The organism is Exiguobacterium sp. s39, assembly GCF_018618925.1.
GTDB lineage: Bacteria > Bacillota > Bacilli > Exiguobacteriales > Exiguobacteriaceae > Exiguobacterium_A > Exiguobacterium_A abrahamii.
This window is the reverse complement of sequence record NZ_JACSNA010000001.1, coordinates 699,761-726,028: the sequence shown is the minus strand read 5'-3', so window position 1 is coordinate 726,028 and position 26,268 is coordinate 699,761. Positions and strand designations below refer to the sequence as shown.

The following is a 26,268-nucleotide window of genomic DNA, read 5'->3' as shown; positions in this document are numbered from 1 at the left end:
CGAATTTTCACTTCTCAAGAGATCGTTGTTTTATTGCGTTTGACGATCAAAAGAACGATCACAAACAGAAGCTCAAGGACCGTAAAGATGCCTACGAAGAAATAGACGACTAACACCTGACTGATCCCATCGACAGCAATCGTGTAAAACCAAAGTAATGAAATGCCCGTCGTATAAAGAAAATTGATGATCGTTCCGCTAATCAAGCTCGCTTTCAAACTTTTCTTACCCCGCGCCTGACTCACGATGATGATGGCACCGATCACCCAGACGATGAGTATGAGTTCAAGGATAGTCTTATCGTTCCATTGTACCTCCATGATCTACTCTCCTTTTCAATAGGCTGATTGAATGCGAGTGATACCTATATTTCAAAGCAATACAGACTCTTCCAGTCTTCCGAAAGTTAAGTGAATGAGTTTTTTAAAGATCCAAATCAGAATAGTCCTTCATTTTCCTAAACCGAATACTTTCCTCCTGACCGATTTGATCGGTCTCTTTCAAGCGGTGCTGAACGACGAGCAACACTAGTATGATCGCGGAAATCACACAAATCGTCGCATAGTACGGTTGAGCGACGCGCTCGAACTCTAACGCTGATAGCACCTGTAAGATCGTCAATCCCGCAAGCATCCCGTGGAAATACCGTTGATAGCTGCGCGGTATTCCTGGCTGCCCGAATGTCTCATACCAGACGTATAAGCCAAGTCCGAACGCGAGTCCGTTTAGGATCGGCGAAGGAAGAAGGAAAAGAAGGATACCAAGACCAAACATCAACCAAGCGTACCTAATAGCGGGCTTAAAGAAAGCAGGATCGAGCTGCGCTTCCTCTTCCTCGATGACGGGCACTGCTTTCTCCGCTTCGGTCAATGGTCGAAAACCAAGGGCTACTTTCGCTTCCGCTAACTCAAGCATTCGTGTCTTCATCCCGAAATAGAACGGAAAACGTTCTTTGACGACCTCCCCTTCATCCGTTTGACCATCCGCTTGTTCTTGCACGGATACCTGATACAGCGTGCGCCCCATTCGGTAACTGACCCAGTAGTCGGTCGTTTGACCATTGTCGCGTTTGAGTTCAATCACCTTCGTTTGTTGATTCGTCATGATATGTGATTCCTTTCGTCGCAAGTTCCTGTAATTGTTCTGTCGCGTACAACAGGAGAATGAACCCTGAAATGAGACAGACCGTTCCGTTAATCGAGAGATTGATTGGTGATAGATAGTTTTTTGATGAGCCCGCTAACGCGAACATGAAAAGTGCTCCTGACCAGCGATACATGCGAGTACGTGCAGATTTCCCTTCGAGATGCATCGGCCAGAAAATCATTAGAACGACGAGTGTTATGTATCCTGGGATTGGCAAGATATCTGTTAGCGTCAGTAATCCACTCAACAGAACGAGTAAAGCGCTTAAAATACGCAACTTTATGATTCGTCGGTCCGCTCGAAAATCCATCACTTCAGACAGAGCAAAAGGTGAACGGATGTATCCATCGTCTAATTTTTCACGGACCCACGTTTTTTTCTGCCGATACGCGAGGAACGAATTCTTGAAGACGATCCGCTTCGTTGCGGACTCTTCATTCCTTTCCATCATGTCCTCGCTATCGACTGCTTGCTCTTTTCGGGCAACACCTTCCCGGCAGAATAAAGTGCGCCCCTCTTGGTGAAAGACGATGTGATACACACGATCGTCGATTTGTTTTACTAATTGAATCATGATTTGTGCTCCCTTTATCTTACCTTCTACATTCTTATAGGTCTCACCATGCTGCGCAGACCACGTATAGTATGAACAGTCCACCTAAGACACAGACGTAACCATAATGTCTGACGGTCAACGAACAAAATAAGATGACGCCAATTGACAGAATGATACTGAGTACGAATGAATCCACCGTGTCGACGCTATCCCCATGTCCCGCTAGCGGTGTCTTTTTCGCATGCTTTGAGCGGATAAAATAGATGCCTAACGTCAACAAGAATATCCCGACACCAAGACCAAGAAACGGTACCACCATCGACGTCTCCTCCGACATATGTATTCTTTGAATATGTTTATTTCATGAAGTTATTATACAACTATTAATTACGATATTTTCCTTTAATAAGTTTCATTGAAAAATTTTCTATGTATGATTTTTTCTTTTATATCTTCTTTTTTACAAAAGGAGTGCAGCACTATGTACGCTTCCATCGCACCAGTCTGCACTCCTATTTCGCATGATGTATCTACTTTTCTTATGTAAGATTTTTCTCCGAAAAATAGGGTCATGGACCTGTACCACAAGAGACCGCATACTTTTCTTCACTCACCTTCTTCGAATAACAGACAAAAGGAGTTCCGCCTGTTTCACTTTTCCAATGGTACCAAAACATATGGTAGCGCTCCGCTTGTGGATCTTGTTCCGTAATGATTGCAAAGTAACTTTGATAGAAATAGCCTTCTTTATAAAGTTCGTGTCTTAGAGCACCTCTCGGCGAAGCATCCGTAAACAGAACCGGTGATAGGATCGGCATGAGTAGTACGATGATGGCTAGCGTTCCGAAACAGATCAGGACTATTTTCTTTCTGTTCTTTTTCTTAGAATTCGATTTACCCATCTTTTTCAACCTTTCCTTTATTGGCTTTTTTTGTTATATAGTAACATTATCCATACAACAGAAAGAGGTTTTGATATTGAAGAAAACTATTTTATTATCACTCTCTTTAGGTGTACTTCTATCTTCTGGTTTTTTGATCAGTAACGCAATAGCAACTTCTAATATTTCACAGGAAAAATCTGAAAGCTCGATTTCAAAGGAGCAAGCCTTCACTTTTTTCACGAAAGTCCTAGAACAACAAAAAGCGGATTTTTTAAACAATACGCCGTTGGCACACACCAATCAATCGAGATTATCTTCTCGCGACGAGGCTGTATTAATTTTTCTATCTAGTACAAAAGTGGATAAACAACAGCTACATTCATTTAGTTATAAGATTTCTAACGTAAAAGTGTACTCCGAAAATCAACGAAATTATGCTGAAGCTTATGTAACACGAACTTTTAGCTTCGGAAGTGGGCTTGAAACGGGTTTAGGTGATACATTAGTGCTCGAAATCCAATCAAGTCCAGATGATTTAAAAGGACCGTCCCACACCATTTCCTCGAGTAAATCAACGAGTGAAGTAAATGAAAAGGTCTCTGTTGGTGAATTTTTAGAAAAGTATGAAGCAGAGGCAACAAAATAAAAGTGAAACTGTGCTAAAGAAAATAATGGCGGGTTTCTTTAATTTTAAGAAATTAATTACTAATCCTTAGTACTAGTTTTAGTCTCTTCAATTATTACGTGTAGGGAATAAATAAACAGCATTTCTTATTCTAAAATTACATATTTTGACTGTAAAGAGAAGGGATGCTATCTTTATTTTAGTGATTATTTATTTTTTAAATAATCTTCCAGGTTATTCATGTATGTGTTGAAGGGATGATCATATTTTGAAAAGAATATTTGGACCTTTGTTATGTGTTCCATTACTTGTTTTAACTGCATGCTCGGAAGAGAGGCAAAGCGAAAAATACAAATCCGAGTCCATTGAAATCAACAATGACGGTGAAGTAAATATCGTACCTCTTTATTCACCCTATCAAAAATACTTAAATGCTTCACTCAAAGATAATGATACTGAAATGAGTAAAAAAAATTACGTACAATATGTCCTTAGCGATATCGATAAAACGGGTGAAAAGAAGATTTTGATACTACTTCTTTAAAAGGTTTCTTCATGATGCAATCGACTGCTTATCAGCAAGCACTGCTTGATCGAATCGATGCTCTGGAAGAACGACAAGACGAGATTAAAAAAATCATCACAAAAAACTACACTGCTGCGCATAAAGTCCTTCCAAAGAAAAAGAGTACGATTTTCATCGTACCGATCAACTCGGAATATACGACGATGACCGAACCGATGGGTGGAGTAGCAGCAGGAACGTACAAAGATGCGGTCGTGCTCTATCTGGCGGAAGATTTCGATAAGGATGCTCTCGCCTATACCGTTGCCCATGAATATCATCATTTAATCCTTCAAGATAGACCAGAATATCAGATGAATAAATTACTCGATTCGGTCATTGTTGAGGGAAAAGCAGATGCTTTTGCTGATCGAGTCTTAAAAAATGTGAAGGCCCCGTGGGATGAACCCATGGATGATACGACAATCAAACATGTCGCAAAGTTGATTCAAACTGGTGAAGCTACTTACGAGGACCTTGTAGGCGGTAGTCCTCAAAAAGACATCCCCCGCTGGAGTAACTACAATTTAGGACACGATATCCTCGATCATTATTTTAAATTACATCCAGATTCTAAAATAGAGGAATGGTCCTTTAAAGGTGAAGCTGATCTTTTGAAAGGATATAAATACCAAAAGTTACTTCAGTGAGAGAACTATATTTTTGATACATTCCATAAAAAACAGACAGATGAAATAACAATATCAGTTTACGTATCGTACGGAAATTTTCTCTGTCGAACTCAATGACATCTTGATATAAGCCAATACATATAACAAAAACAAATCAAGGTACAGCTGCTTTAAACAGATCTGTATCTTGATCTTTCTTCAATTTTAAACACTTTTTGTTTTCTTGTAATAGATACACGGCGCCGTCTAATGCATATCCTGTTTTCGCAAACGAGGAGAATGAAAGAACTTATCATGATCATCGCCTCCCTAAACATGGTCAAAACAAAGACAAATGACTATGTTTACTTCAATTTGAACATAATTTCATCCACTTTTTTAGATTTAATCGTACCCATCTAAAATATTTACAATTCAAATTTCAGCCTTCAAGGAGTCATTATTCAAGATTATCGACCAATTCTATATACTAAAACCTTAATTTGTATTTCAATGTATAACAAAGGAGTTGATAATCATGAGTACCATTTCTGTACGTCTGGATGAAGAGGATGCACGACTCATCAAGGAATATGCGAAGGCAAAGAACATCACGATTTCTACACTAGTTCGCGATGCCGTCCTCGACCACATCGAAGGCGAAATCGATTTACAACTCTATCATGATTCCATATCAGTGCACCGTAAAAAATCAAAAGCGATCTCTTTCGACGCCATGATGAAGGAACTCGGTTTAAAATGATAGCATATACAGTAGAATTTGAGCGCGGAGCTCAAAGGTCTCTCAAGATGATGAATCCCCCAAAAGGCGCGGATTATCATGTCCTGGATCAAGAAGAACCTTGTTGGAACGGATAATCCGTGTCGTCATGGTAAAGGACTCATATCGAATCACTAAGGTAAATGGCGGTATCGCATCGGCGACTATTGTCTGATTGCTGACATTCAAGATGGAAAAGTCGTGATCTTGATTCTTGAGATAGAGCATCGTCGTGATATTTATAAATAAAGCATTTATTGCTTATATACAAGTAAGCGTATGAGTTTTTGATTATGTCTATTTAACAAGCGTTATTTATACAGTAATGATTATTCTTTCACAAAACTGAATCTAGTGGATCAATTATAATGTTGACGTCTATAAACTCATCTTTTATCAATATATTTTTAATAGTCCTTTCATACGTAAAAAAGACAAAATAACTGCGTGCACACTTTGCCAAAAAACACGACAAAAAGAATCAACGTATAGATACCTTCAAGTATCTGCGCGTTGATCCTTTTCTTAATTATCCGTCTAATCGTTGTTCAGCCATTTTATAAATTTCATCTTTATCCTGTTTAACGATCGCTACAAGTTAAATGATTTGGATTTTACCATCGACTTCTCTAAAAAACAACACGTAATCCTATTTTTTTATTTTTTAACTTATTGCAATGCGACAAGTTTCCACTGAGTGGCTGTCCTGCTGCTAATTCTACACATTACTTCAGACTATTCGTTAGTGAAATGAGTTTTTTGTTGTAAAATCTTAGCAAGCCCAATCGCCTTCGCTCTATCGGTAGCACCAAATGTACAACCCCGCATTAGTGTATTCGCGATCATTTCCCCCTCTTTACTCAGAAAAACTCAACATATAATTATCATTTTATAGGCAATCCATCACGCGTAAGAATATTTTTCCACATTTCATCCGGAATGGAGAGCATTTGTTGATCATCGCGTGACAAGGTCGTGTGAATTTCTCCTTCTCTTCCTGCTTTTAGTTTTGAAACCCAATCAGGCTCCATTAATAACTCTCTTCCTAATCCGAACAAAGGGATGCCTTGTTCTAATACGTCCAAGGCATCATCTGGTGTGTATATAGAACCGAGTGACAGAAAACTTGTTCTATCTGCAATTACATCACGAAAAATCTCTGCTCTTGTTTTTGTTTGATTCGAACCACTTCGAGGCATGGACCAAACGTTTTTGACTGAAAGATGTAAGTACGATAAGCCTTGATTAGACAATTGATCTACAAAAGCGATCGTTTCCTCCATATTCAAACCATCCTTTTCTGGTTCTTCTGGTGAGAAGCGATATCCAATAATAAAATTTTTGTTCGCATATTGATTTCGGGCTCTTTTTACTTCTTCAATAACAGCTAACGGGAAAGACATCCGTTTTTCTAATGTTCCTCCCCACATATCTGTTCGAAGATTGGAATATCCCGAAAGAAATTGTTGAATCAGATATCCATTGGCTCCATGAATTTCCACACCATCAAACCCTGTACGTATAGCCATCTCCGTTGCTCGTCCAAAATCCTGAATAGTAGATAGGATTTCTTCGTGTTCTAACGCACGAGGAACGTAATCATCACTTGAATCCTTGTAAAGGCATGCCACGATACCACTCGGGCTTACCATTCGCCTTTCACTTATGTATCCGATGAGACTTTCGCTTCCTCCATGATGAAGCTGAAGGATTGCTTTTGCTCCCTTTTCTTTTATTTTATTTGCCAACTGCGTAAGACCTGGTACATTGTTTTCCCCATATGCTTTCATTTGACGAGGAAAACTAGTTCCGAGTGATGATATGGTTGCAGCCGCGGTAATAAACATAGCTGGTCCTTGTGCTCTTCTGCTATAATAGTCCAATTCTTCGGAAGAGACACTTCCATCTATATTTCCTGAATAAGTGGTCATCGGTGCAACAACGACTCGATTCGCCAAAGTTACTCCATTTGAAAGCGTATAAGGTGAAAGGATCTTTTCATACTTCTGATTCATCAATACATCCACTCTCCAATTCTTTTATTTTTTTATTTAATCTATCTGTTTTTAGTGTATTTGTAAAAATAAAATAAGTAAAATGAATGTTTTTCATTCTAATCATTTGCATCTCTCATGTATAATGTAGAAAAGGATGTGAAGTACATTGAATTTATTTCAACTAGAAGTGCTTTTAAACGTAGTAGAAAATAGTAGTTTTACGAAAGCAGGTCAAAAGATTGGACTGACACAATCTGGAGTAAGTCATAACATTACAACACTGGAATCTGAACTAGGAGTAACACTTTTGAATCGAGGACGAGGTGGTACATCGTTAACTACTGCAGGGGAATACATTATTCCACACGTACGTAATATTGTGACAAATATGGCTCATATAGAGCAAAAAGTTTCTTCTTTACAAGGATTAGAATTAGGAAAGATTGCTGTTGGGAGTTTTCCGAGCTTTACTGCTGCATTTATACCGATCCTGTTTTCTATATTCAAAGAACGGTTCCAGAATGTTGAATTGGTGTTATATGAGGGTGGCTACGATGATATTGAAAAGTGGGTGGAGGAAGGTACTGTGGATTTCGGTTTCACAGCATTACCAGTTAAAGGTTTCGAGAGTATAGCACTGACACAAGATCCTTTGTCTGCTGTCGTATATGATGGACACCCTTTTATAGAAAAAGATACTGTTACGATAGCTGATTTTAAAGAGGAATCATTCATCATGTTACGTTCTGGATGTGAAGTCCTTATCGAGGATGAATGTCGTAAAGCTGGTCTTTCATTACATACCTCTTATAGTAGCAAGGAGAATGAAACTGTACTGTCTATGGTGAAAGGAAAATTAGGTATTAGTATTATGCCAAACCTTGCAGTTTCTAAACGAGAGACTCATGTTCATTTGTTATCCTTACATCCTCCTGTAGTGAGACATCTCGGATTAATTGTCAAGTCCTCAGACAAAATGACGCCTCTTTCCAAAGAATTTGTCAAGATCGTGAAAGCGCATTTCGATAGTTGTGGAATCTGATTAAACTGATGACTCGCGTTGTGATAAAAAAGATAGAACGTGTCACGAATCGTTGGATGAATGACGATACAGTAATGCTGAAGGTTCCCGAATCGCTAACATTTAATAAGAACTGGATACAAAAAATGGATTGTATACATTTCGACGTCGAAATGTATACAATCCATTTTCAGAAAGTATTTACTCATTGAGTTCTCTTGTCCGAAAACAAGATCTGATGCTTAATCCATATATTTTTTCAAGACGATTGCTGCGTTATGACCACCGAATCCGAAAGAATTAGATAATCCGTACTGCATCTCCATCGAGCGAGCCCCTTCTGTTACATAATCCAGGTCACACATGGGATCATCGACTTCAAGATTAATCGTTGGTGGAATGATTCCTTCCTGTAAACATTTCGCGAGGGCGATCGCTTCCGCTCCACCGGCAGCACCAAGCATGTGACCTAGCATTGATTTGTTCGCCGTCACCGGGAGTATGTTCGCATGTTCTGCAAACAATTTTTTAATCGCACGTGTCTCGGACTGATCGCCGACGATCGTACTCGTCGCATGGGCACTGATCACATCGATGTCATTCGTCTCAATCCCTGCCTGTTGAACGGCCCGCTTCATAGCGAGGTATGCTCCCTGACCTTCTGGATGAGTCGCTACTATATGATAGGCATCGGAACTTGCTCCGTATCCGACGACTTCCGCATAGATGGACGCACCTCGTTGCTTTGCGTGCGATAACGATTCTAGTATCAAGATGCCTGCTCCCTCCGACATCACGAAACCATCGCGTGTCGCGTCAAAAGGACGACTCGCTTTAGCGGGTGATTCGTTTCGTGTAGACAATGCCGTCGCATTACCGAAGCTTGCTATAGACAATTCAGTGATACCCGCTTCTGTTCCACCAGCGAATGCAGCATCAGCCTCTCCCATTCGAATGAGTCGATATGCTTCACCAATAGCCGTGTTTCCGATTGCACAAGCGGATACAGGTGACATGGAAGGTCCCATCGCTTGCCACTTGATGCTAATCTGAGCGGCTGCTGCGTTAGACATCATGGAAGGTACAAGACTTGGACTGACCCTTCTCGGACCTTTTTGGTGTAAAGCATGAACACCGTCAATTAACGTTTCAATCCCTCCTACACCTGACCCCACATATACAGCAAGTCTTTCCCGATCCAGATCAGATTCTCCTAGCTTAGAATCGTTCCAGGCTTGATCAGCAGCCGCTAATGCGAACTGGACGAAGCGATCCAGGTTACGAGAGGCTTTTTTACCAATCGCCTTTTCCGCATCAAAGTTTTTTACACTCCCTGCAATCTTTACTTTGAAATCAGTCGTATCAAACGTATCGATTTCCGTGATGCCTGAATTTCCAGCAATCATATTATTCCAAAAGGACTCCACATCGTTTCCGATTGGTGAGACGACACCCATTCCTGTAATCACTACACGCTCCATTTTTCTTCACTCCTTGTAATAGTATGAGATAATCATACGTGTCATATATCCTATTACAAGTGTTCATTTATCCTATTATAATTGATACTTGGATGGAGAGAAATCAGGAGGAACGTATATGGACGACTCGAATCGATTAGAAGCTCTATCCTATTTTTTGAAGACGAAAAGAGCACAGCTCAAACCGGAATCAGTGGGGCTACCGCCTGGATCAAGAAGGAGAACGCCTGGCTTGAGAAGAGAGGAAGTTGCTCAATTAGCAGGAGTCAGTACGACATGGTACACCTGGTTAGAACAAGGAAGAGATATTAAGGTATCTAGAAGCGTCTTAGACTGTATCGCCCAGGCGTTATGTCTGAACAGGGATGAACACGAATATTTGAACGATTTAGCATTAGGGACGCAGGTCGTCAGTATGAAAATTCAAGCTTCCCCTATGATTATCAGTCCGTCACTCGAAAAAATTCTCTCTGCCTTGACGACGTGTCCGACGATCATTACGGATCGTTACTGCCATATCGTCGGCTGGAATCCTGCAGCGGCCCATGTGTTCGTAGATTTTGCGACCATTCCAGAATCACAACGTAACCTCATTCGCCTCTTGTTCTCACAGAAAGAATTTAAAGTACTTGCCGGGAATTGGGAACACTTCGCCAAAGGATTCTTGTCCATTTTCCGTACATACTACGGTCAATACTCTGGTGATGAATGGTATACGTCCTTCATACAGGAGATGAGTAATACGTATCCTGAATTCAAATCACTCTGGATGGAGAGTCAGGTCAGTAAGGCTCCGGAAATCCTGATTGAATTCCGTCATGGAAAAGTTGGCAAGATGCTATTCGACCTGACCTCTCTTCAAGTGCAGGGAGAAGACGACTTGCGATGTAGCATCTATACACCTGTCGAGGAATCCGGTACAGAAGAAAAACTGAAACGATTGATTTTAGTTCGATGAATTCAAATGAAGTGAAAAACTGCTAAAAATATGGAAGCAATCGATGAGACGCTTTCCATGTCAGGATTGTTCCGTTCAAATCAGTCAGGATTGTCCGACTTTCGGATTGACAAGTAATCATGGTCATAAATAAATAAACATAGTCTAAATATGATAATTTGACTATGTTTATATGTGTTTGAACGACTTTAAATACATTATAATGAGTTTAAACATAGTCAAATAATATAAAAATGAGTATATTTAATCTAAAGTGATCTATTTTGCGAAGGGAGTTCGACGAATGCGCGACTATACATATACCTATCTCAAAGAGCTCGCCCTGCCGATGGAGACCGTCCGCTTGATTGGACGGATCAATGAGTATAAAGGCAAACAGGATCTCTATAAACAGCAAGCGCCTCAAATCCTTAACACCTTACGCGATGTCGCCGTCATCCAGTCGACGAAAGCCTCGAATGCGATCGAAGGAATCATCGTCACGGAAAGTCGTCTTCAGACCATCATGTCAAAGTCAGCCGACCCTGCCGACCGTTCAGAAGCAGAGATTGCTGGTTACCGCGACGTACTTAACCTGATCAACGCTTCAGCCGAGGACATCCCGGTCAATGCGAATATTCTGTTGCAACTCCACAAGGAACTCTATAAGTTCGTCCCCGTCGAAGGTGGGCGGTGGAAGAACGTCGACAACGAGATTAGTGAGACGTTCCCGGATGGCACGCGCCGGACTCGCTTCATCCCCGTCCCTGCGTTCGAGACACCGGCAGCGATGCAGGCGTTATGCGACAGCCTGCGAGAGCGTCGGCAACAAGAGGACGTCGACCCGCTCATCCTGACGAGCTTGTTCGTCCTCGATTTCCTATCCATTCATCCGTTCAATGACGGGAATGGTCGAATGGCACGATTGTTGACCCTCTTGCTGCTCTATCAGTATGGCTTCGAGGTCGGACGCTACATCAGTCTCGAGAAGATCGTCGAATCGCGGAAGGAAGATTATTATGAGTCACTCCGTCTCTCTTCCGTGCGTTGGCACCAAAATCAACAAGATCCGTTTCCATGGATCAACTACTTGCTGAGCACGATTCTTGCTGCTTATAAGGAGCTTGAAGATCGCGTCGGATTGGTCACGACGCGTAGTCAGAACAAGAACAATCGGATTCGTCGTTTCGTTGAAGGACGAATCACACCGTTCACGAAAGCAGACGTAAGGAAGGCTTGTCCCGACATCAGTGAGGCGACAATCAATCGCGTATTGCGTGACTTACGTGACGAGGGGATCATTGCCCCATCCGGTCTTGGTCGGAGTGCGAAATGGACGAAACAATAACACTACATGGTATCAAGAACATCCGTGAAGAATAAATAACTTATCATGCGAGAAGATTCCAATACCAATTCACTTACACGTATGTAACCGCTAGAATTTAGTTGACGGTTTTTGCTCGATGACGCTTTACACTTTTGCTCAATTTATTTAGAACTCTAGTAAAAGTCCGGATCAATGGGGCGAACTAATTGGTGATCAAGGAATCACAACTGCAATATTAGACCGTCTCTTACATCGTGTCGAAGTGATTCATAGCGATGACGACAGTCATCGCATGAGAAATCGTAAGAATTTATTTTCAACAGAAGTGTAAATATCAATCGAGCAGAAAACGTCAATTTCTACTTGACGTCGACAACTCATTGTCGCGAAATGTTGAAATCATCTCGTTCATGCTGATTTAAGATATTTTAGATAGCATTTATCTGATATTAATTATCCATAGTAATTATTATTTTTGTGAAATCATTCTAAAGCCTAAATTAATATTTTATTTGTAATCGTACACTTTGTATTATCAACCTGATTGTCAAGTGGGAGAATACAGTCTAAATAATTGCAGATATAAACAAGCTCCAATGATAGCAAAAAGGAGAATGATAGTGAAGATACCAAGCGGGGCGATCCATCCTGATGCGTAGATAGCGAGAGGTGCTAGCGTCTTACCAAGTGTGTTTTGAAGACTATCAGCAGCTAGATACTGACCTCTTGCCTCCTCTGGAGCATAATGACCGATGAAACTCTGCGTGACTGGTGTACGCATGATCTCACCTAACGTGAAGATGATCGTACAACCAAACAAAAACCAGATGTTGTTATTCCATCCGACTAAAAATGTACCTCCTCCTGCAAGTAAGGTCGAAACGACGAAGAGACGTCTTTCTGACCAATTTTTAAGTCGATTCGTTACGGGAAGGATCAAGATGACAAACAAAAGACCATTAAAGCCTACCAGATAGCCAAAAATGGATTGGCTCGTGAGCTGAAAAGAATCCAGCAAGTGCGGTACGAGAGGTTGTTTAGGCACATTCTCTATCACGTAAACTGGTAAGTAGAGATCGAGTTGCATCACTGGGAAGAGTGAACAGGTTCCCGCAATTACGTATAGCAGAAAAATACGATCTTTGAGAATAAGTCGATAGCCAGACCACTTAGACTGAAACGCATATTTAAGTGGGGTCGTTACATCTTTTTGCTTGGATTGGACAGGTAAGGTTTCACTAACAATAAAATAGATCGTTATGAAGTAAAGAAAGAGAACTATTGCACAGGTCCACAATAACAGTTGACGATGTTGAAAAAAGAAGACTGCTCCAATGATTGGTCCTAAAACGGCACCAATATTGTTCACGGTCATAAATGTCGCATACACTTGTCGCAATTCATCTTTTGGAACTGTGTCCGCTATCATCGCTGAACTAGCAGGACGATAAAATGCTGCGCCTATATTAATTCCGATAAAGGCAACATAATTAATCCAAGGAGAAGAAGAGACAGCAAATAGAATAAACATGGTCATTTGCAAAAATGTTCCGATCAGCATCACAGGACGTCTCCCTAACGTATCCGCAAAGCTTCCTCCGGTTAAACTTCCGACAATACTTATTAAGGGGGGCAGTGCCATTATTAATCCAGCAGTCTGTAACCCTAGTCCTTTACCAAAATAGACCGTTAGAAAAGGAAAGTACATCCAAAATAGCAGATTGAAAAGACCTTCTCCTATCAGTCTGACTTTCACATTAGGATTCCATGTAGTTTTGTTCATAATAACTCCTCTCATAGTTAACGAATAGCGTCTTCTTTTCGTAGCTTTACTATAGAGAAGATAGTTATCAAGATATAGACTTATATTTTGATATGGATTATACTAATATTATGAAAATTAAGTAAGGACACTTTTATTTAAATTGTCACGTAAAACGAACGTATGTTTGTTTTGAAACGAAGTGACATATCTTTCTGTCTTACTTTTTTCTATCTCTTAAGAATTTTAGAATTACCGACGATATAATGGTTTGATAAGAAGCAGTTTCTGTCTCTACATGACAGGAACTGCTTCTTATCGTTTAAGTTCATAGACTTTTACTTTATCGAGAAGGAGTAATAACGGACCAACTAAAAAATAAAAATTTCTTATTTTTAACAGAATTATTTACTACAAGAAGAAATTGCGATTTATTGATGTCGTTTGTAATAAATTTAAGTCTGTAAATTAGATTTCACGGATACTTTACTTTCATTCTTCTTTTGGGATTCGTTCATCAACGATCATTTAATGTGGTGGACTGAAGGGAGTCGATGAATAAGGAATAGGCATGGTCGATTACATGAGAAATAGCATATCCACCCATATAACTATGTGATGCATACGTTGAATGCGTCATCTTATCAAATTGTAAATGACTTTCCTCACTCTAATCTGAGTGGTTGATTTCTATAATTTGAAAATTCATTTGTCAGTCTTTTGATTTGCTACTGTGCTTTTGCAAGTGCAATTGAGAGGATAAAAAAAACAAGCTACCTCTATAGATAGCTTGTTTTATCATCATGATTTGCGAAATACCCAATAAGACTGACCTAGATAATTTAACCCCGTATAGATAATCATCCCGATCAGAATCGCTCCAGTCTCTTGTAGATTTGGCAATACGTAATGCACTCCCCATAAACTAAGACGATAAGCGATGAGATAACTAATCGAAACGACGATCAAAAAACGTATCCAATAGGGCCATCCTCCAGCCTCTTGACGAAAGGTGAAGCGACGATTTAGCATATAGCTGACCCAAACACCACATGCATTCCCGATCGCCGTCGCTCCCCAATAACCAGTATGCAAGACATGAAAACAAATCAGTGTCAGCGTCAGACCAACCAGCGTATTAAGAACTCCTACTAATAAGAAACGAAGAAAGGTCATCATTCTCGTTTTTTCTCGACGACATAACGAGGACGTCGTTTGACTTCCTGATATATTTTACCGATGTATTCTCCTATCAGTCCAATACCTAGTAATTGAAGCCCGCCGATGAACCAGATCGACATCATTAAAGACGTCCACCCATCCATCGCTTCTCCTTCATATCTACGATAAAGAGCATATCCGACAAAACCGATCGAGACGATGAGCATGAATAGTGAGACTAAAAATAACAACTTAATCGGACGAACACTAAACGAGGTCACCCCATCCCATGCGAGTGCCATCATCTTTCGTAATGGATATTTTGATTCGCCTGCTGGACGTGATTGACGTGTATAGGTCACTTCTGCTGTTTGAAAACCAAGCGAAGGTACCATCCCCCGCAAAAAGAGATTGCGTTCCGGATGTGCACAAAGTGTTTCGACAGCTCGTTTGCTCATGAGACGATAGTCTGCATGATTGAAGATAGTCTCTACACCCAACCAGTCGATGAAGCGATAAAAGCCTTGAGCAGTCGACCGTTTAAACCAGCTATCGGTCTGACGATCTTCTCTTACCCCATAGACGATATCATTCCCTTTCGCAAATTCACTTAAAAACTGTTCAATCACTTTTACGTCATCCTGAAGGTCCGCATCCATTGACACAACACAATCCGCATCGGTGTGTCCTTCGACAAGACCTGCGAACAAAGCATTTTGATGTCCTACGTTATGTGCTAATTTTAATCCTCTAAACCGACCATCTTGTGCGTGTACATCTTCAATTTGGGACCAGGTATCATCCTGACTTCCATCATCTACGAACAAGACAAAGGAGTCCTCAGAAATGAGGTGTCGTTCTCGCCACTCTGTTAAGAAACGGTGCATCGTATGGACCGTCAAGCGTAATACTTCCGTCTCGTTATAACACGGAATAATTACGCCTAGCGTAGGGATTGTCGTCATCGTCATACCATTACTCCTCCTTAAATGAACTTACTTCGTATTCTCTGTAGTAGCTTGGATACGGTATAACCTAATCTTCCAAGCAGAATGTTGATCTTCAAACGTTTTTTCGTACTGCAATCCAATGGCTGCAGCATTTTTGATTGGTACAGCAGACAAAAGATATGTCGCACCGATTTGCTTCAACTGTGCTGTATTGATAGATAAATGTCGAACCGGTACTTGATGCTCCTTTGTGTACTCGTATTCCTTACCGAGTTCAGATGAAAACACATAGACTCGATTTCCCCACGTATCAAAATAACGTTGTAATAGCTTACTTTTATCCAATTCTCCAGCAATCACCTTTCGGAAAGATGCTTTATAGCGTAATGGATAAAAGTTCACATAACCATCCACGGTTTGCATACCATTGTATTGTGCGATCGCAGGGTGCAATCCGAGAGAAGCGACCTGATAGTCTTTCGTTGGTTGGTTGATAAAGCGTTTAATGTCAGAAAACTGAGAAGTCGCATAAAACGCTTCATAGGATGGATGATGACGATAGAGGAACTCGGGATTCCATGCAAGCAAGACAAGGGTTTGGGCTACGAGCAAACAAGTCACCCATTTTCGTTTGGCAGTTCGCCATAGCCAGTCGAGCATCAAGTAAAACAATGCATACCACAACATCGGTTGAAGGAAGTGGAATCGTGAGAAATTGAAAGTTCTAATGAGAGAGACATGTTGCTTTAACGGATTCCACCCCTCATAAAACCAAAACGCATACCACAGCGATAGTCCAAATAGAAACCACATCAAAGTTCGAATTCGTCTTGCTGCATGATCTTTTTGACGAAATACTAGAAATCCAACAATCAGAAGTGTTAGGAGGATGATGGGCGATTGTACTGCGCGATCATGTGTATGACCAAACACCAAATTCTTAAAAAATAAACGAATACTTGCCCAAAATCCGTTATTCCCTGTTTCGAAGTCATTTCGACTCGTAGGCTCTTCTTCCCACAGCATCGAGAAGACCAGTCGATATTCAATTAATAAGTATAAAAGGACCTGAAGGCCATAGGCGATCCAAAAACGGCTATGAAAACTACGTGCGCGTATCTCCTTCACCATATGGTAAATGGCAAGCGTTGCTAAAAAGAAAACGATTCCTAGCACGAAGCTCGAATAGAACGGAACCACTAACAATACGAATGCACTCGATTTTATTTTCCGTCCATGCCAGATATTCCAATAAGCCCACAATAAGAGTGGCATCCCAAGCGTGCTGAGCATGCCCGATGGCCAGAATGGTGTCCAAGAAAATAGAACTGCTACCCACAGCGCATATGATTTAGGAATAACCCCTTTCGCATAATCACGTAGTAATAAGTACATTCCTAAGAAAGCAAAGATTCGGACCAACGTTTGACTGATCACGTATGCCGTAAATGGTGGGAACCATTGATATAGCCACACGATACCTGTAAACTCACTGACGAAAGCATTTCTCGAGACGACCCCATTCAATAAGTCAGGAACATTTGCATGAAGGCTTGCGTAAATACTATTGGTATCGACCAATGTTTTATACCACGTGATGTTTGAGTCTAGATTATCATGAATACGGACATGTGCATGTTCCCCCAGTAAGACCATCGGTAAAATATAGAGGCAAGCTAGTAGCAGCCCTATTAATATGCGAGTTTTTTCTCTCATCATACCTCTCCTTCATCTACTTTAAGATTTAATTCTTTTGTTAGTAGTTTCAAGAAATCAATTGCCTGTTCTTTTCCTCTTATAACTTTCTTTATGGTATATACTCCCTAAGAAACTATTTCCAATGATACCTTATATCACAATAGGATAGGTGACATTTATTAAATTTACTTTTCAGAATTAAAGTTAATTCAATTAATAAATTAGTTAAATGGAGATTAGAAGAATTAATCAATCTTGACCAGACTTCTTCTTCTTTTTCTACTTTTCCCTTTTATGAATGACTAACTATAGATTTTTTAATTCTATAGAGGAACTACAAAGAAGCATCGTACCATTTCTGTTAAGAAAAGATACGATGCTTTTGGGTTCTTAAATTTACTTCATCAGCCTTCGAAAAGGAGAACAAGATTTGGAGACTTTGTTTTTTATATGACGAAGTTCCATAGGTACGTGTAAATTTAAAAATGATTTTAATATCGAACTAGAAAGTAACCTGGATTACGCTATTCTCCTAAAAAGCACAAAATAATTAATTACTCAAATGGAGTGCGTTAAAATGCATATTCAAACTATAGATGCTTCAAAAAAGATTTATTATGATGAACTTGGCTGGTTAAGTGCATCTGACTGGTTGCATTGGTTAGATATGCATTTACAGTGCCATTTAAGAAAAAGATAGGCACTACATTACTCCTTATTTACAAAACTAATTATTTTTCATGATCGACTACATTTTTTCTCTATAAAAAAGCATCCATATCGGACGCTCTTTTTGTAGATTGAATATTTACTCTTTATTTTGAAAGATTTCTGTGTTCTCAATACGAATCGCATCTACGATACCGCAATCCATACAAAACGAAAATACTTTTTGAGCACTATGAAATGACCCTTTAGATGGCTTTAGTGGAATATAATCTGTTGCCTCTTGAAAATTAGTACTTCCGCATGATGAGCAAATTTTATTTTCCATTTAAAGTACCCCCAATAAATATTGTCTATAAAGTAATTTACATCTAATTCAATCTTATTTTATCATTCATGATATTCTGAACAAACCAATCTACCTGCCTTGAATGTAGCGATCGAACCAGCACGAGCTGCTGAGCAAGAAAAAGGATTTTCCATTGTCGCCTCTGATGTCAAGAATCCCTCTATGCATGTCGCTGAAAACGAAGGTGAAAATCCAGATTGAAGAGTAACGTCTTTTTGCGATAAAGCATCCCTTCTGTAGAGTAAATCTACATAAGAGATGCTTTTTGTGACCTCAAGTTTATTAAACAAAAAATTATCAACTGTACAAGATTAATTACGTTTTCTTATAAAAAAAGTTGATTCTGTTCGCAATCAGATTGGCTTATCAAAGTTTGGTTTTTTATCCATGCCCCACGTAAAGATCTGTGCCCGTGTATGGCGATTCGGATCGTACAGAGGATCACCCTCGATTTCAGTGTAGGTCCGTGCATGATATACAATGACATCTTGTCCCTGTTCATCTACTGTAAAGCTATTGTGCCCTGGTCCATATTGACCAACCTCTTCATTCGTCGCAAATACGGGTGACGATGATTTTTCCCAAGCATCCGGATTCAATAGGTCTGCGTCTTCTGAGGCACTCAACATACCCATGCAATAATTCTCATCCGTTGCACTAGCGGAATACGTAATGAAGATTTGTCCATGACGCTTCAGGACTGCCGGTCCTTCGTTCACCAGAAAACCCTTTGTCTCCCAATCAAGCTCTGGCTTCGTCAACATGACTTGTGGCTTTTGAATGGTCCATGGATTCTTTAAAGTTGCAATATATAAGTTCGAGTTTCCTTCAATGGAAGGATCTTTTTGTGCCCACACTAAGTAATGAACGTCTTGATGTTCGAAGACGGTCGCGTCAAGAGCAAATGAATCCCACTGCGTTTTTATTTGTCCGCGTTCTAACCATTCGCCTTCTAGAGGATTATCCGAACTATTCTCTAAAACGAACATCCGATGATCAAAGAGTCCGTTTACAATCTCGCGTGACTTCGCAGCCGCAAAATAAAGATACCATTTCCCATGAATACGATGTAATTCGGGTGCCCAAATCAGATCACTCATAGGGCCAGTTTCTGGTTTAATCCATGCTGTCACCGCTTCTGCATCCCTTAGTTCATGGAGAGATCTAGCACGACGCAATTCGATTCGATCGTATTCAGGAACAGACGCTGTAAAATAATAATAACCGTCAGAATGCAGATACATCCATGGATCTGCCCGTTGCTCTAAAACAAGATTTCGATCCTCTGTCTGGTTCATCGTGTGACCTCCTCGTTGACCATCCTGTTTTCAAAAACAGGCACATCTCCCTGCCAAGAAAATGGTCGTACATACGTATGACGATTCGGATCCCATAATGGATCCCCTTCGATTTCTCTATAGTTCCGTGCATGATAAACAATCATATCGGTCCCATCTGCGAGTGTCGTGAAACTGTTATGACCTGGTCCGTATTCACGGATTGACTCATTCGTCGTAAGAACGGGTTGCGGGTATTTTTCCCAATGAGTAGCATCTAACACATCCTCTTTTTCATTGATACGAAGAAAACCTACACAATAATTATGATCCGTCGCGCTTGCTGAAAACGTGACATATATATAGCCATTTCGCTTTAAGACAGCAGGTCCTTCGTTTACAAGAAAGCCGACTTTTTCCCAAGCATATTCCGGTGTCGCAATCATCGTTTGCGGTCCTGTCAATGTCCAAGGATTCTCCATTTCAGAAATATAGAGATTCGAGTTTCCTTCAATTTTTGGATCTTTCTGAGCCCAGATGTAATATAACCGGTTTTCATGCTCGAACGTTGTCGCATCGAGGGCGAATGATTCTTGCCATGTCTCGATTTGTCCTTTTTCCGTCCATTGACCTTCCAGCGGATTGGCTGAACTATTTTCGAGAACGTACATGCGATGATCAAAAATAGCATCTTCACGTGCCGCCGCGAAATAAAGGTACCATTTCCCTTGAATGTGATGTAATTCTGGTGCCCAAATGTTAGCGCTCATGATTCCGGTCGAACGCTTCTGCCATACGACTTTCTCTTCTGCTTTAGTCAACTCTCCGATCGTCTGAGCACGACGCAGCGGAATACCGCTAAAGTCAGGTAAGGACGCCGTAAAGTAGTAATAGCCATCTGTATGCCGCATGATCCATGGATCCGCGCGTTGTTCTACGATTGGATTTACGATTGTCTCTGTCATAATGAACGCTCCTCAGTTTCAAAGTGGGTCGTCTGTAAGCTCATCTGTTTTAACAACGTGTGTCTCTCTCGAAGACGATATGCTTCTCTCTTGCTACTCGCTAGGAGAAGGGTTGAAATACCGATTTCCTCTGGCTGAAGAGGTGCTTGTAACGAATTAAAAATGGACTCCAACTTCTGCCTTGTTGGCATTTGAGTGACCCAATCACCTAGCTCCTTTGGTACATCAGGTTGTTCTTGGATCATCGCTCTATAAGTATCGATAAGTTCCATCGTCGCAATCGCTACTTTTGTACCGTGTAAGACGGCTGGACGGTCATGCGTTAAGAAATCCATCTCCCAATAATGAGAGAGGTGGTGTTCTCCACCAGATGCAGGATGTGAATGCCCAAAAATCAACATCGCAATTCCTGATAAGATCAATGAATCCATCAGTTGATCCAAACCTTCCGCTTTTTCTGCATAGATATCTGGTAGAGCTTTTACACAATCGGATAAAGCAATTTCTGTCAATCGAGCAACTACAGGGCAAAAGGGTTCTTGTCCATCAAGAGCACCAAAACGCCAATCCAGTAAGGAAGTGTACTTCCCAAGCATGTCCCCGACACCTGCTGCTATTAACGCACGAGGTGCATCACGGATAATGTCACTTGGGATGAATACGGCAATTGGTGAGACGAGCTGATAGGTGATTTTTTTCCCTCTTATAATTAAGGGAGCTCCTTTCGAAGTAAACCCGTCCACTGAAGGAGCGGTCGGAACAGACAGAAATGGGATTTTTGCTTTCGCAGCACAAAACCGCGTCACATCATGAATCGTCCCTGCTCCGAGTGCAATCAACGCATCCACACTATCGTCCAGCTCGAGCATTACTTGTACAACTGATAGTTCATCAGCTAAGACATCCCCTTGCTTGTTCGGCGAGAGCGTGACTATTGATACGTCAATTCCTACTGTCATTAACGCTTTCTTCAAAGGAGAATAACCGACCATCTGCGTATTGACATCACCAATGACGAGGAGGTGCCGCCACTGTTTTTGCTGCACAAACTCGACCACTGATTGCCATACTTTTTCAGAGGCACTGATTTGTTCAATCGTAATGGGGTAATGTAGATTTCCACACGAACAAGTAGCAACCTGCTTTTGTATCTGTTCGAGGTTCATCGACTGACTCCTTTCCCAACGCGATATTCCGTTTCCCAGTGATACGTCTCTCTTGCTAATAATCGAATGGATGGAAAATTACTGTGATGAACGGCGTCCGGAAGATGTTGCGGCTCGAGACAAACACCATAATATTTTCGAGAGCGTCCCTCACGTAAGATTGTTTCTTCATTCATCTGGTTTCCTGAATAGAGCACAAGAGCTGGTGCAGTCGTAGACAACATCAAGGAACGCTTACTTTCAGGATCGTACAGCGTCGCTTTTCGTTGGTCGTCGAATAAAAATGGATGATCATAACCATTGACGAGTTGATTTTGTGGATGGCTTGAAGCTGGACCATCTCCTAGCATTCGTCCTGATTGGAAGTCGAACGGGGTCTGATCGACATCCAATAGGCGTCCTGTAGGAATCAAATCATCTCGCAGCTCAGCAAATTGATTAGCCGGTAACGTCAATTCATGTCCTAAAATATCACGACTTCCACCACTTAGATTAAAGTACGTATGATTTGTCATATCGCATACCGTATCCGTGTCACTGATTGCCTCATACGTAATTTTGACACCGTCAGCTAACAATTCAAACGATGCTCTGACATCGAGTGTACCTTTATAGCCATGCTCACCATCAGGACTTACATACCGAAGAACGAGATGAGTATTGGATACGTCTTCCATTTTCCAGAATTGACAGTGGAGACCGTCTCCCCCGTGAAGATGATGCTTCCCTTCGTTTTGAGGCAGATGGTACGTTGCACCGTCCATATCGAATGTCCCGTCCTCGATTCGACCAGCGACACGTCCGACAGTCGCTCCCAAGTAATACGTGTCTGTCTTGTATTCTTCAACCGTATCGTATGACAAAATGAGATTTTTCCATCCCTCATCTTGAATCGAAAACTCTTGCAGGGTTGCTCCATATGTCAAAATGCGTAAACGACACATATCGTTCTCGAGCGTAAACGCCGTCTGATTTACTACTTCTTGTCGCTCCATCTCAAGTCGCTCCTTTTTCACCAAACCTTCACCGGGCAATGCTTTGTTGCAAGGCGTGCCCGGTAAGAGACATAGCACCCGCACTTCAAACAGGTATCGTCCTGATAAAACGGACAGACTGCACATTGACGAAGACGTTCCTGATACTCAGCGTCCGTGACTTGTGGCATGACTTCCGCGTCGATGGTTAATAACCAATCAGTGTCTACTTTTGTCGGTGGACAAGTACGACACCGTCTTGTCTCGACGACTTTCATCTTAGCGAACCGCCACTGTGATGACGCTCATCGCCGGAACATCCATGATGAGCTTTCCGTCTTCTGTCACCTGGACCTCATGATCACGCGGCGCAACCACATCTGGTTGTTCAAACGTGTTATGGGCATTGAGATGATCTGCTGTTAAAATACGTGCCGATACCTTAGAAATCGTCCCCATTCCCCGCAAATCAATTTCTACTTTATCGCTGTTTTGATGATCAAGCTGGCAGAGGCTAATGTGCAATACACCATCAGCATCGCGAGAAGCTGTCGCGTTTACAGAAGGAATCGATTCTTCTTTAGCTACATAGTCACGCGTGATGGCTGCTAGCTCGACTCGTTCAGCATCTTGGTGAACGCGATACATCTCAAAGACATGGTACGTTGGCGTAAGAATGAACTGGTCACCCTCCGTTAAGATCATTGCTTGAAGCACATTGACCATTTGTGCGATGTTCGCCATGTGAACGCGGTCATTATGCTTATGGAAGATATTGAAGTGAATCGCTGCGACAAGTGCATCTCTGATTGAGTTTTGTTGATACAAGAAGCCTGGGTTTGTTCCTGGTTCAACGTCGAACCACGTTCCCCATTCATCAACAATGAGACCGACGCGCTTTTCTGGATCATACTGGTCCATGATTTGCCCATGCTTTGTGATCAGTTCATCCATGTAATAAGCACGTTTTAGGGTGATGAACCATTCATCTTTCGTAAAATCTAACGCTGATCCCTTACCTAACCAAAAATCGCCCGGAATCGTATAATAGTGCAGACTAAGACCATCCATCATCGTACCCGCTTCACGCATGAGAACTTCAGTCCATTTGTAATCATCAATGTTTGCACCACCAGCAATCTTATAGAGTTGATTGCCATCATAATTGCGGACATATGTCTGATAGCGACGATATAGATCGGCGTAATACTCCGGACGCATATTCCCACCGCAACCCCAGTTCTCGTTACCAACACCGAAATACGTAAGCGACCACGGCTCTGTACGGCCATTCTCCTGACGCCAGTTCGCCATCGGTGATTCTCCATTGAACGTCATATATTCGACCCATTCAGACATTTCTTGGACGGTCCCACTTCCGACGTTTCCACAAATATAAGGCTCACACTCTAGTAATTCACAAAGGCGCATAAATTCATGGGTTCCGAAATGATTGTTTTCGACGACGCCACCCCAATGTGTATTGACCATCCGCTTTCGGTTTTCATTTGGTCCAATACCATCTTTCCAATGATACTCGTCTGCAAAGCATCCACCCGGCCATCGTAAAACCGGAATGTTCAATTTCTTCAATGCTGTCAATACATCGTTCCGAATGCCATCTGTATTCGGTATGGATGATTCTGGACCAACCCAAAGCCCTTCATAAATACAACGTCCAAGGTGTTCCGCAAAGTGCCCATAGATATGCTTACTGATTTTACCTTTTGGTAAATCCACATTGACGATTAGTTGTGTTGCAGCTTCTTTTGTATTTAGTGTTGATGTGACGAGTTGGTTATTCATAGTATCTCCTCCAAGAAAAGGGACCTAGGAAGGTCCCTATAAATTATGGTCGATAGTACAGTTCATTCCAACGTAACTCGTTATTAAATCGAACCGTCTCCGTTTCTTTATCGATGATAGCAATTTCAATGTTCAGAAGTTCTGCGAAGTCGCGTAGTTGTTCAGTTGTCACTTCATAGGAATAACAAGTATGGTGCGCTCCCCCGGCTTGGATCCAGTTTTCGACAGCTTGAGCCATCGATGGTTCTGTTTTCCATAGAACACGTGCCACAGGAAGATTCGGCATTGCTTCATCCGGTTGGATGCCCTCGACTGTGTTTACCAAGAGACGGAAGCGATGTCCTAAATCAATCAAACTAGCGTTCAATGCCTTGCCATTCTGCCCTTCGAATACCATCCGCGCTGGCGCTTCACGATCTCCGATTCCGAGAGGATGTACCTCGATTCTAGGCTTATCGACCGCAATGGTCGGACAGATTTCGAGCATATGCGCCCCTAAAACCATTTCGTTGCCTGGTTCAAAGTGATAAGTATAATCTTCCATGAAAGATGTCCGTTCGTTGCTCGCCATGATTTTCATAAGACGAACAAGCGCTGCGGTTTTCCAGTCTCCTTCTCCAGCAAACCCGTACCCTTGCTCCATCAATCGTTGAACGGCTAGCCCAGGTAATTGCTTGATGCCATGTAGGTCTTCGAAGGTTGTCGTGAAGGCAGTGTATCCACCAGCTTCAAGAAAAGCCTTCATGCCGAGTTCGATGCGACCTTGATAGCGAACCGATTCCTGGAATGCTTCTTCTTCCATTCCAGTATTCGTCACTTCATACCGCGTGCGATATTCTTCCATCAAGTCATCTAAATCTGACTCCGATACCGCATTCATGTAGGTGACGAGATCGCCGACACCATACCCATCAACCGTCCAGCCCAGTTGAATCTGAGCTTCGACTTTGTCACCTTCTGTCACTGCTACATTCCGCATGTTGTCACCGAATCGCGCGACTTTTAAGTTCTTACTTTCCGCTAACGCATGTGCTACATTCATCCAAGATGACATCTTTTGACGTGTGAGTTCATCTTCCCAATGACCGACGAGCACTTTTCGCTTCACGTTCATTCGGCTTGTGATAAAACCATGTTCACGATCACCATGCGCCGACTGATTGAGGTTCATGAAATCCATATCGATCGCATCCCACGGGATGTCACGATTGAACTGTGTCCCAAAATGGAGCAATGGTTTTTGTAACACACGCATCCCACTAATCCACATTTTCGATGGTGAGAAGGTATGCATCCATGTGATCACACCGGCACAGGCATCATCAGCATTCGCCTGCAACATCATCTGCCGAATTTCTTCTGCATTTTTGACGACTCCCTTGTAAACAATTCGATCCCGGAAGACGTCCGCTGCATCTAATCCTGAGACCATCTCTTTTGAATGTGTTTCGACTTGACGAATTACCTCCTCACCGTAGAGCATCTGGCTTCCTGTCACGAACCAAAATTCGTGTGTGTTTGCTGTCAACATTTAAAATCCCCCTCATCTAGCTATGTGCA

At 41.6% G+C, this 26,268-nt stretch carries 26 protein-coding genes and 2 pseudogenes; 9 read left to right on the top strand and 19 right to left on the bottom strand.

Annotated elements, in window-relative coordinates:
- Positions 1-14: 14 nt before the first annotated feature.
- The 5 genes from KNQ11_RS03745 to KNQ11_RS03725 all read right to left on the bottom strand — a co-directional run bounded on the left by KNQ11_RS03745 (position 15) and on the right by KNQ11_RS03725 (position 2,520).
- On the bottom strand, positions 15-320 hold the full coding sequence (locus tag KNQ11_RS03745) for a hypothetical protein (protein ID WP_214769701.1): 306 nt from the start codon (positions 318-320) through the stop codon (positions 15-17).
- A 103-nt stretch (positions 321-423) separates the two neighbouring features.
- On the bottom strand, positions 424-1,104 hold the full coding sequence (locus tag KNQ11_RS03740; protein ID WP_214769699.1) for a hypothetical protein: 681 nt from the start codon (positions 1,102-1,104) through the stop codon (positions 424-426).
- A complete protein-coding gene (locus tag KNQ11_RS03735) occupies positions 1,076-1,720 on the bottom strand; it encodes a hypothetical protein (RefSeq protein WP_214769696.1) in 645 nt (214 codons plus the stop codon). Before KNQ11_RS03735 ends, KNQ11_RS03740 begins: the two co-directional genes overlap by 29 nt.
- 43 nt (positions 1,721-1,763) lie before the next feature.
- Positions 1,764-2,021 carry a hypothetical protein gene (locus tag KNQ11_RS03730; RefSeq protein WP_214769693.1) on the bottom strand — a complete coding sequence of 86 codons (258 nt, stop codon included), beginning with the start codon at positions 2,019-2,021 and terminating at the stop codon, positions 1,764-1,766.
- Between the two features lie 250 nt (positions 2,022-2,271).
- A complete protein-coding gene (locus KNQ11_RS03725) occupies positions 2,272-2,520 on the bottom strand; it encodes a hypothetical protein (RefSeq protein ID WP_058265361.1) in 249 nt (82 codons plus the stop codon).
- Between KNQ11_RS03725 and KNQ11_RS03720 the strand changes: the two genes are divergently transcribed.
- From KNQ11_RS03720 to KNQ11_RS16960, 4 genes are all read left to right on the top strand, one after another.
- Complete coding sequence (locus KNQ11_RS03720; protein ID WP_214771929.1) at positions 2,519-3,232, top strand: hypothetical protein; 714 nt, start codon at positions 2,519-2,521, stop codon at positions 3,230-3,232. The genes KNQ11_RS03725 and KNQ11_RS03720 overlap by 2 nt on opposite strands.
- Positions 3,233-3,766: 534 nt before the next feature.
- Positions 3,767-4,426 carry a DUF2268 domain-containing putative Zn-dependent protease gene (locus KNQ11_RS03715; protein ID WP_251139625.1) on the top strand — a complete coding sequence of 220 codons (660 nt, stop codon included), beginning with the start codon at positions 3,767-3,769 and terminating at the stop codon, positions 4,424-4,426.
- A 499-nt stretch (positions 4,427-4,925) separates the two neighbouring features.
- On the top strand, positions 4,926-5,150 hold the full coding sequence (gene relB, locus KNQ11_RS03710; protein ID WP_214769690.1) for a type II toxin-antitoxin system RelB family antitoxin: 225 nt from the start codon (positions 4,926-4,928) through the stop codon (positions 5,148-5,150).
- 174 nt (positions 5,151-5,324) lie between these two features.
- Positions 5,325-5,417 carry a hypothetical protein gene (locus KNQ11_RS16960; protein WP_149428128.1) on the top strand — a complete coding sequence of 31 codons (93 nt, stop codon included), beginning with the start codon at positions 5,325-5,327 and terminating at the stop codon, positions 5,415-5,417.
- 635 nt (positions 5,418-6,052) lie between these two features.
- Here the strand turns inward: KNQ11_RS16960 and KNQ11_RS03700 are convergent.
- Positions 6,053-7,183: an NADH-dependent flavin oxidoreductase gene (locus tag KNQ11_RS03700; RefSeq protein ID WP_251139624.1), complete on the bottom strand. Its 1,131-nt coding sequence runs from the start codon at positions 7,181-7,183 to the stop codon at positions 6,053-6,055.
- A 148-nt stretch (positions 7,184-7,331) separates the two neighbouring features.
- Between KNQ11_RS03700 and KNQ11_RS03695 the strand changes: the two genes are divergently transcribed.
- A complete protein-coding gene (locus KNQ11_RS03695) occupies positions 7,332-8,207 on the top strand; it encodes a LysR family transcriptional regulator (RefSeq protein ID WP_214769687.1) in 876 nt (291 codons plus the stop codon).
- Between the two features lie 221 nt (positions 8,208-8,428).
- Here KNQ11_RS03695 and fabF read toward each other — a convergent pair whose 3' ends face one another.
- Positions 8,429-9,667 (bottom strand): beta-ketoacyl-ACP synthase II, encoded by a 1,239-nt coding sequence (gene fabF, locus KNQ11_RS03690; protein ID WP_214769684.1) that lies wholly within the window; start codon positions 9,665-9,667, stop codon positions 8,429-8,431.
- Positions 9,668-9,785: 118 nt separating this feature from the next.
- Between fabF and KNQ11_RS03685 the strand changes: the two genes are divergently transcribed.
- The 3 genes and pseudogenes from KNQ11_RS03685 to KNQ11_RS03675 all read left to right on the top strand — a co-directional run.
- Positions 9,786-10,625, top strand: coding sequence for a helix-turn-helix transcriptional regulator (locus tag KNQ11_RS03685; protein ID WP_214769681.1), 840 nt, complete (start codon positions 9,786-9,788; stop codon positions 10,623-10,625).
- Between the two features lie 283 nt (positions 10,626-10,908).
- Positions 10,909-11,952 carry a Fic family protein gene (locus KNQ11_RS03680; protein WP_251139623.1) on the top strand — a complete coding sequence of 348 codons (1,044 nt, stop codon included), beginning with the start codon at positions 10,909-10,911 and terminating at the stop codon, positions 11,950-11,952.
- 154 nt (positions 11,953-12,106) lie between these two features.
- A pseudogene (locus tag KNQ11_RS03675) lies at positions 12,107-12,265 on the top strand (ATP-binding protein); the annotation flags it as partial.
- A 216-nt stretch (positions 12,266-12,481) separates the two neighbouring features.
- Here KNQ11_RS03675 and KNQ11_RS03670 read toward each other — a convergent pair.
- From KNQ11_RS03670 to KNQ11_RS03650, 5 genes are all read right to left on the bottom strand, one after another.
- Entirely contained in the window at positions 12,482-13,717 is a 1,236-nt protein-coding gene (locus KNQ11_RS03670) for an MDR family MFS transporter (protein ID WP_214769678.1), read from the bottom strand.
- 780 nt (positions 13,718-14,497) lie between these two features.
- The gene (locus KNQ11_RS03665) at positions 14,498-14,872 is read right to left on the bottom strand and encodes a GtrA family protein (RefSeq protein ID WP_047396116.1); all 375 of its coding nucleotides are present in this window, start codon (positions 14,870-14,872) and stop codon (positions 14,498-14,500) included.
- Positions 14,872-15,828 carry a glycosyltransferase family 2 protein gene (locus KNQ11_RS03660; protein ID WP_231496861.1) on the bottom strand — a complete coding sequence of 319 codons (957 nt, stop codon included), beginning with the start codon at positions 15,826-15,828 and terminating at the stop codon, positions 14,872-14,874. The genes KNQ11_RS03665 and KNQ11_RS03660 overlap by 1 nt, the downstream gene beginning before the upstream one ends.
- A gap of 24 nt (positions 15,829-15,852) precedes the next feature.
- Positions 15,853-17,523: a DUF6044 family protein gene (locus tag KNQ11_RS03655; RefSeq protein WP_251139622.1), complete on the bottom strand. Its 1,671-nt coding sequence runs from the start codon at positions 17,521-17,523 to the stop codon at positions 15,853-15,855.
- A gap of 790 nt (positions 17,524-18,313) precedes the next feature.
- Positions 18,314-18,499 carry a hypothetical protein gene (locus KNQ11_RS03650; protein ID WP_035408297.1) on the bottom strand — a complete coding sequence of 62 codons (186 nt, stop codon included), beginning with the start codon at positions 18,497-18,499 and terminating at the stop codon, positions 18,314-18,316.
- An 87-nt stretch (positions 18,500-18,586) separates the two neighbouring features.
- Here KNQ11_RS03650 and KNQ11_RS16720 point away from each other — a divergent pair.
- A pseudogene (locus tag KNQ11_RS16720) lies at positions 18,587-18,721 on the top strand (methyl-accepting chemotaxis protein); the annotation flags it as partial.
- 152 nt (positions 18,722-18,873) lie between these two features.
- On the opposite strand, the gene KNQ11_RS03640 reads toward KNQ11_RS16720, so the two are convergent.
- Genes KNQ11_RS03640 through araA form a run of 7 tightly spaced genes read right to left on the bottom strand, consistent with a single transcriptional unit; the run spans position 18,874 to position 26,239 of the window.
- Complete coding sequence (locus tag KNQ11_RS03640; protein ID WP_214769672.1) at positions 18,874-19,818, bottom strand: glycoside hydrolase family 43 protein; 945 nt, start codon at positions 19,816-19,818, stop codon at positions 18,874-18,876.
- Entirely contained in the window at positions 19,815-20,762 is a 948-nt protein-coding gene (locus KNQ11_RS03635) for a glycoside hydrolase family 43 protein (protein ID WP_214769668.1), read from the bottom strand. Before KNQ11_RS03635 ends, KNQ11_RS03640 begins: the two co-directional genes overlap by 4 nt.
- A complete protein-coding gene (locus tag KNQ11_RS03630; protein WP_214769666.1) occupies positions 20,759-21,928 on the bottom strand; it encodes a sn-glycerol-1-phosphate dehydrogenase in 1,170 nt (389 codons plus the stop codon). The genes KNQ11_RS03635 and KNQ11_RS03630 overlap by 4 nt, the downstream gene beginning before the upstream one ends.
- The gene (locus KNQ11_RS03625; protein ID WP_214769663.1) at positions 21,925-22,923 is read right to left on the bottom strand and encodes an aldose epimerase family protein; all 999 of its coding nucleotides are present in this window, start codon (positions 22,921-22,923) and stop codon (positions 21,925-21,927) included. The genes KNQ11_RS03630 and KNQ11_RS03625 overlap by 4 nt, the downstream gene beginning before the upstream one ends.
- 17 nt (positions 22,924-22,940) lie before the next feature.
- The gene (locus KNQ11_RS03620) at positions 22,941-23,180 is read right to left on the bottom strand and encodes a DUF6171 family protein (RefSeq protein WP_158513336.1); all 240 of its coding nucleotides are present in this window, start codon (positions 23,178-23,180) and stop codon (positions 22,941-22,943) included.
- A gap of 1 nt (position 23,181) precedes the next feature.
- A complete protein-coding gene (locus tag KNQ11_RS03615) occupies positions 23,182-24,708 on the bottom strand; it encodes an alpha-N-arabinofuranosidase (protein WP_214769662.1) in 1,527 nt (508 codons plus the stop codon).
- Between the two features lie 43 nt (positions 24,709-24,751).
- Positions 24,752-26,239 carry an L-arabinose isomerase gene (araA, locus tag KNQ11_RS03610; protein ID WP_214769659.1) on the bottom strand — a complete coding sequence of 496 codons (1,488 nt, stop codon included), beginning with the start codon at positions 26,237-26,239 and terminating at the stop codon, positions 24,752-24,754.
- Between the last annotated feature and the right edge of the window lie 29 nt (positions 26,240-26,268).